Genomic DNA, 6195 nt, shown 5'->3' with positions numbered 1-6195 from the left:
GGCTTTCCCCGGAAAGCCGCGATGAACCTTATTTCTTAGGCGGGATACTTTTTAATGTAGTCATTAAAGCGCTACAAGATGCCAATGCATTGTTCATGTTTAACATGATCTATGCCGTTTATATTCTGTTTGTATGCATTGGCGTGTGGAAGGCGGCAAGTCTCTATCAGGGGAAAATTTACTGGGCAATCCTCGCAAAAATAACTGCTGCTATTTCTATGGCCAGTAGCTTAGTCATGTTATTTGCTTTGCCGTTGGCAATCATAGGGAATTAAAAACGGATTGAATTGCGAGTTTCTACTGCAGTTTGTTAACTCAGGAAGCGTAAAAATTTGAATATGGAAAAGCGATGAAAGCCTCTATCTTTTTTATTTTACTTAGCATTGCATCATTCGGTTGTTATGCCAGTGTCGAACGCGCTGAGTTAGCTATGGAAAATGGTGACTATGCGGCAGCATTTGCGATCATAGAGCCCTTGGCTCATGGCGGAGATCCTGATGCTATAAGCTACTTAGCCAGCTTTTATGATGAAGGTATTGTTGTCGATAAGGATCACGCTAAAGCGTTTAACTTGTATAAACAGGCTGCAGAGCTTGGCAATGTGCGGGCTCAATTTAACTTGGGGCTTTCCTATTATGCTGGTTTGGGCACTGACATTAATTATGAATTAGCGTTTAAATGGTTGCTCAAAACCGCAGAACAAGGATTTGTACCTGCATATGATGTTGTTGGAACTATGTATTCAAAAGGTTTGGGCGTCGAGAAAAATATACAAGAGAAAATAAAATGGTATCAGCTTGCGGTGGAAGGCGGGTCTGGTGAGGTAGGTTATGCTCTGGCATCAATGTATTATTACGGTACTGATGTACCAAAAGACCTGCCGCTTGCCGTAACGTATTTTTCAAAGGCGGCGAACCTTAACAATCCCGATGCTCAATACAGCATGGCTTTGTTGTATGCCAAAGGTGAAGGTGTTGAGTTAAATAATCAAGAGTCTATGAGATTATTAAACTTAGCTGCTGAACAACAACTTGTTGAGGCGCAATATTATCTGGGTGAGGTTTATAGAGTCGGTCAAGTGGTAAAAAAGGACCCTACAGTCTCCTGTGATTGGTTTCAATTAGCTGCTGAACAAGGCCACGCTGAAGCGCAGTTAAAAATTGCATTTTGTTTCTTTCAGGGAAGCGGTAGGCAGTTAAATTATGAGGAAGCGGCGCGCTATTTTTTGCTTGCGGCGGAACAAGGGCATAGTACAGCTCAGTACCTTATTGGAGTCATGTATGCTTATGGTACCGGTGTATCGATTGATTATGTTGAAGCCAAAAAGTGGTTTGGTTTGTCTGCGGAGCAGGGAAATATTAAAGCGAAAGAGCAATTAGCCAGCATGAGATAGCATTTGTCTACCCGGTTTTAAGATTTGTCTCAGCTTATTGGGTTAGCATGATGACTATATCGTGTTTGGAATAGTCATTAAGGGAGTGAGCATCATGGATAATCAGCAATTAAACGGCGTGAAGCGAGGGCCTTGGGTAGCCATTGGCGTGAGCTTGGCAGTCGTCGCGCTGATCGGTTTGTTGCTGGCGATGATGCCAAAAGGGTTTAAGGCGACCCATGAAGAGATAGGGACAGGTAAGCCTGCTGTGGTATTTGTTTACGATCCTAACTTGGCGGTGAGCCATAGTCAGACCGAGCAGATGAACGAAGCGCGAGGTCACTTAGGCGACAATGTGCTGTTTTTACTCGCCAGAGTCGGCACGCCAGAGGGCGATAATATGATCGCTAAGTACCGTGCTGGGTCCGCCGAACTGCTGTTATTTGATGGCTCGGGCAAGCTGGTAAAACGTCAGTTTGCAGTGCAAGACGCCAATCAATTGATGCGCTGGGTGCGCTAATCTTTTGGTTAGAGTGTTAGCCATCTGTTGGGTGAGCGGGTTATTGTCGCGCTCACCCTATTAATATCTTAATCCGCTCGTTCAACCACTTATCCTAAGCAGCTTTGCTGTGTCTCTGTTTCCCCGTTTACTGAACATTTGTTAATCGAAAAAGTCGTTGTTGAAACCCGCAGGGGTGTTAAAATGCCGCTCGGTTTGCCGTCGCTGTTGTTGCCATCGTCGTGAGTAACAGTTTTAAAAGCGCTTGTTTGCCTGATTACATCTTATTTTTTACTAATCATTAGAGTCTCTATGAAACGGATTTTATGCTTATCCCTGCTGGCCTGTTCTCAAATGGCCATGGCCGTCGAACCTTTGATTCAAACCCCAAAAGATATGCAGCCCACCTGGGTCGATGAGCTCCTCGACGTGTTTGGCGCCGACGGTGAGTTTGATGACAGCAAGCCCATAGATATGAGTTACCTGCCGACCGCCTATTACACCCCCGAGAAGAAGTTTGGCGTGGGCCTCTTGATGGTCGGTCTGTATAAGACAGAGGGCGCGGCGCCCGAGGAGCAGCCTTCATCACTGGTGCTCAACTCTTTTGTGTCGATGAACAACTCATACGGCATTGAAGTGGAAAATATGACCTTCTTCAACGGCGGTAAGCAGCGATTACTACTGGGGCTGGAGCTACATAACGAGGCGTCTGTTTACTATGGCCGCGGGATTGCCGATGGCAATATCGACAGCAATCATCATGAGTTTGATGAGCAGCTATACAGCTTTACGCCGCGCTGGATGACCCAGGTGGCCGACAACTATTTTATCGGTGTGGGCGCCGACTTTACCTATGTCAGCGCCGACAAGTTCACCCGGGTAGAGGGGGATATTCCTCTGCCATCTGATGGCATTTTGCCGGACAACTTTAGTTCGGGCCTGGTGGTGACCAGCATCTATGATTCACGCGACTATCGCCTCAATGCCACCAAGGGCTGGTTGTTCCAGCTCGATGCGGGCTTGTATCAAAACAGCGAGTACGACAGCTTCGCCAAGTATGATCTTGAACTGGCCAACTATATCGATCTCAGCAGCACTGCTTTGTTAAGCACTATGCCAGGGCTTATTGCCTGGCAGCTACAGGGCCACTTTACCAGTGGTGATGTGCCTTGGAACATGTTGCCTGATCTTGGCGGTTCCAGTGCTATGCGCGGCTATATCAAGGGACGTTATCGCGACAAGCAGATGATGATGGGCCAGGTCGAGTATCGCCTGCCTATCTTCCAGCGTTACGGCATGGTGTTCTGGGGCGGCGTGGGGAGCGTGGCCGATAAGGTAAGCGAGTTAAGCGATGAGCTGCTGACCTCTTACGGCGCAGGTTTCCGCTTCAAGATTAAAGATAATATCAACCTGCGTTTTGACGTGGGTGTGGGTGAAAATGAGACCAATTTTTATCTTAATGTGAACGAAGTCTTCTAAGTATGCCTGATTGTTCTGAGCCCAAGACTTGGCAATGGCCAAGGTCACTATCCTCACTCCTGGCAGTCGCCGTTTTTGCGGCGAGCCCGCTAGCGCTTGCTGGTACGAATGAGGTCGCCTCTGGCGGCGCACCGATGAGTGAGGACAGATCGCTTGAGCAAAAGGCACTTGAGCAAAAGCTTGAGTGCACGCGCAGCTCAGAATATGACATCTATCTTAGCGGCATACACACAGGCACTATGAGCCGCACCGAGCATTGGCAGGGCCAAAGCGCCGTGGTGACCTCTAACAGTGAGGCCAGCATCTTAGGCATAGGCACTCGCTATCGTCAGCGAGCAGAGCTGGCGTGGTCCCGTGATACTCAAGAGTGGATCACCCAGGCGTTTCATCAGCAGGTGAGCGGTTTTCGTAGCAGAGACATGCAGGTGCGTTTTAGTGACAATGGCCGCGCCGCAAGGGTGGATCTGGACGGCGAGGTGACCCACTATCGCTCCGATGAAACGGCGCTGCGTGATGTGGATACCCTGGCGCTAGAGATCCGCCGATTGTTAATGCAGGGGCGGAGCCAGTTTGCCTTGATCCGCCAGGCATCGGATGCGACCGAGCGCTATCAATACTATGTTAAGGCGCCGCAGCCGGTAGAGGTGACCCCTTGGGGGGAACTGATGCTGGTGCCGGTGGAGCAGGCGGGGGCCGAAGAGGTGACCTACTATTTCGCTCCAGAGCTGGACTATCAGCTTATCAAGGCGCGCTATCATGGCATCTTGCTGCAAGGCCTTATCCAGCTTAATCACTACAGTTCTACTTGCGACTCAACCCCTTCGGTGTGAGTCGCTCACCTCATGATGACATCATTTGATGTCAGCCAAGTTTAGTTGCCTGACGCTTAGCCATTTTCATAGCGGGCAATGGGTAGCTGGCTGACGCTATCGAGCCGCCAGGCGCCCTTTTCATACACAAAGCTGACACTATGCAGGGCATCTTTGAAGTCATAGCGTGTGCGCGAGTCCGGCAGTGCATGGTTAAATTCGACCTGAATGTGTTGATAGCCATCGCTAAGGGACAGTTTGCCAAGATGATTGGGCAGGTCGATCAAGCGGCTCAGCGCCTTATCTAACTCGCGATCTTGTATGGGCAGTTGCTGTTTAAAGCGTTCGCTAAACAGCGACGCGAAAGCCTGTTTATCTTTGCTGTGGGTGTAGGCGGCAATCGTCCAATCGGCCAGCAGTAGATCGAATGTCTTATTGGCCTGAGTCAGGGAAGCGATGGGCGTCTTGTTGTCGTTGGAGAGGTAACGATTGAGTGTCGCCTCGGCCTCTTTGACCGCGTCGGTGAAGATCTGCGCCACCTTGCTAGCCGCCGGTTGCTGGCTCGCCTTAAGGTCAGCTGTTACTGCCAAAATGGCATCGACGCGAGCCTGCCAGCTGTCGAAACCTTTCATGAGCCCTTCGAGCGAGGCCTTATGTTGCTTCATTACCTCGGCAACGGCAGCATCGTCTTTACGGGCTTCCCTTGCCTTAGTGCCGACATAATCGCTATAGGTGCTGCTTAGCAGGCTCTCGGGCGAATCGAAGTAGAGACCCGAGCCGCTATAGGGGTCGACCCAGAGATCTGAGGTATCAATAGGTGCTATGGACTTGGGCGACATGCCGTCAAAGTAGAGGCTGGCCAGCGTCGTCTTGTGTTTATTGATGAAGTCGCCTTTGGCTTTGCGGTCTGAGGCTGGCAGCTGTTGGTACTGGGTTGCCAGTTGTTGCAGCGCCGTCGATGTTTGGATTCTCTGGCTGGCATAGTAGCCACAGCGCAGGTCGCAGGCCCGCTGGGTCAGGCTAGAGGCCGCCCCTAAGTTGATCGCCTTGCTTTGCACGAACACCTCGGCGGTATAGATGCCTCTGGGGAGGGCGCCGCTCTTATCCTTCAGGTAGATCGTGTTGTTGGGGCTGTGACGTCCCACAACTTGGAGATCTTGCTTACTGACGCAGAAGGAATAGTCGCGGCTGGTGACTGGCAGTTCCTTGTTATAGGTGGAAACGACCAGCTTATCCAGGCTTATGCCTTCGGGCACTGTACCTGTGATGCTGAGGTCACATTGCTGGGCGTTGGCACTCAGCGCCATCGCGCCTAAACCTAGGCCGATAATTAGACATCCTTGTTTCATGGAGCTTCCTTGTCATTGTTGATTTAAATAGGTTCTGCGTGATCCCTTAGCGACACCACTGTCGTTCACAGGGAATGCCATCGCCGTCGCCATCCATTTGGGTACCGGGACAGTTGCGATTGTAGTAGGTAGCCTCTTCGCAGGAGCGCATCTGGCTGCAATGTGTCTTGCCGGCCTCGCAGCGAAATTTGGGGGTGACTGGTTGCCACTCTTGAGCCTCTATGGCGGGAAGCTCCTCGTAGCTGTTGATTGGCGTGGCATTAAGCGCCTGATATTGTTTGAAGCCAAAGCTGCCGATACTCACCAGCAAGACAATGAAGATCACCCGCTGCAACAAGGAGCTGGAGCGGCGATGAGAATAGTGGGGCGACGGCGTACGGTCTCTACTTGATGCGGGCTTTGGTTTGGGAGTGTTAGCCCGTCCTGACACTACGCCAGAGACTACGGCGACGCCTTCGATACTCGCCTTAACGGCTTTAAATTTGCCATCACTTTGCTGCTGGCGTTGGTAGATGATTTCATCACCCACCACAGGCTTTCTCGCCATCTGTTTCAGGGCCGAGATATGGATAAATATGTCTTGAGCATTGGGCGTGTTTGGCTTGATAAAGCCAAAGCCTTTGTCGTCGTTCCAGCGAACTAGGGTGCCTCTTTCCATGGCGGCTAGTGTCCTTTATATGTGTTATT

The 6195-nt window shown here is 50.5% G+C and carries 7 protein-coding genes; 5 read left to right on the top strand and 2 right to left on the bottom strand.

What is annotated here, in order from left to right; all coding sequences use genetic code 11:
• From NY07_RS19530 to NY07_RS07990, 5 genes are all read left to right on the top strand, one after another.
• Positions 1-275 (top strand): hypothetical protein (locus NY07_RS19530; RefSeq protein ID WP_033538824.1); only part of this gene is annotated, 275 nt, incomplete at its 5' end.
• A 74-nt stretch (positions 276-349) separates the two neighbouring features.
• Positions 350-1393 (top strand): SEL1-like repeat protein, encoded by a 1044-nt coding sequence (locus NY07_RS08005; RefSeq protein WP_052125560.1) that lies wholly within the window; start codon positions 350-352, stop codon positions 1391-1393.
• 94 nt (positions 1394-1487) lie between these two features.
• Complete coding sequence (locus NY07_RS08000; RefSeq protein ID WP_033538823.1) at positions 1488-1892, top strand: hypothetical protein; 405 nt, start codon at positions 1488-1490, stop codon at positions 1890-1892.
• Between the two features lie 291 nt (positions 1893-2183).
• The gene (locus NY07_RS07995; RefSeq protein WP_033538822.1) at positions 2184-3350 is read left to right on the top strand and encodes a BamA/TamA family outer membrane protein; all 1167 of its coding nucleotides are present in this window, start codon (positions 2184-2186) and stop codon (positions 3348-3350) included.
• Positions 3351-3484: 134 nt separating this feature from the next.
• Positions 3485-4180 carry a hypothetical protein gene (locus tag NY07_RS07990; RefSeq protein WP_033538821.1) on the top strand — a complete coding sequence of 232 codons (696 nt, stop codon included), beginning with the start codon at positions 3485-3487 and terminating at the stop codon, positions 4178-4180.
• Positions 4181-4236: 56 nt separating this feature from the next.
• Here the strand turns inward: NY07_RS07990 and NY07_RS07985 are convergent, their stop codons facing one another.
• Positions 4237-5508: a hypothetical protein gene (locus NY07_RS07985; protein WP_033538820.1), complete on the bottom strand. Its 1272-nt coding sequence runs from the start codon at positions 5506-5508 to the stop codon at positions 4237-4239.
• Positions 5509-5554: 46 nt separating this feature from the next.
• Positions 5555-6166: an excalibur calcium-binding domain-containing protein gene (locus tag NY07_RS07980; protein WP_033538819.1), complete on the bottom strand. Its 612-nt coding sequence runs from the start codon at positions 6164-6166 to the stop codon at positions 5555-5557.
• Positions 6167-6195 lie beyond the last annotated feature (29 nt).

The organism is Shewanella sp. ECSMB14101 (assembly GCF_000773485.1).
Classification (GTDB): Bacteria; Pseudomonadota; Gammaproteobacteria; order Enterobacterales; family Shewanellaceae; genus Shewanella; species Shewanella marisflavi.
Note: the sequence above shows the minus strand (reverse complement) of the source record. Positions and strands in the feature narration are given on the sequence as shown.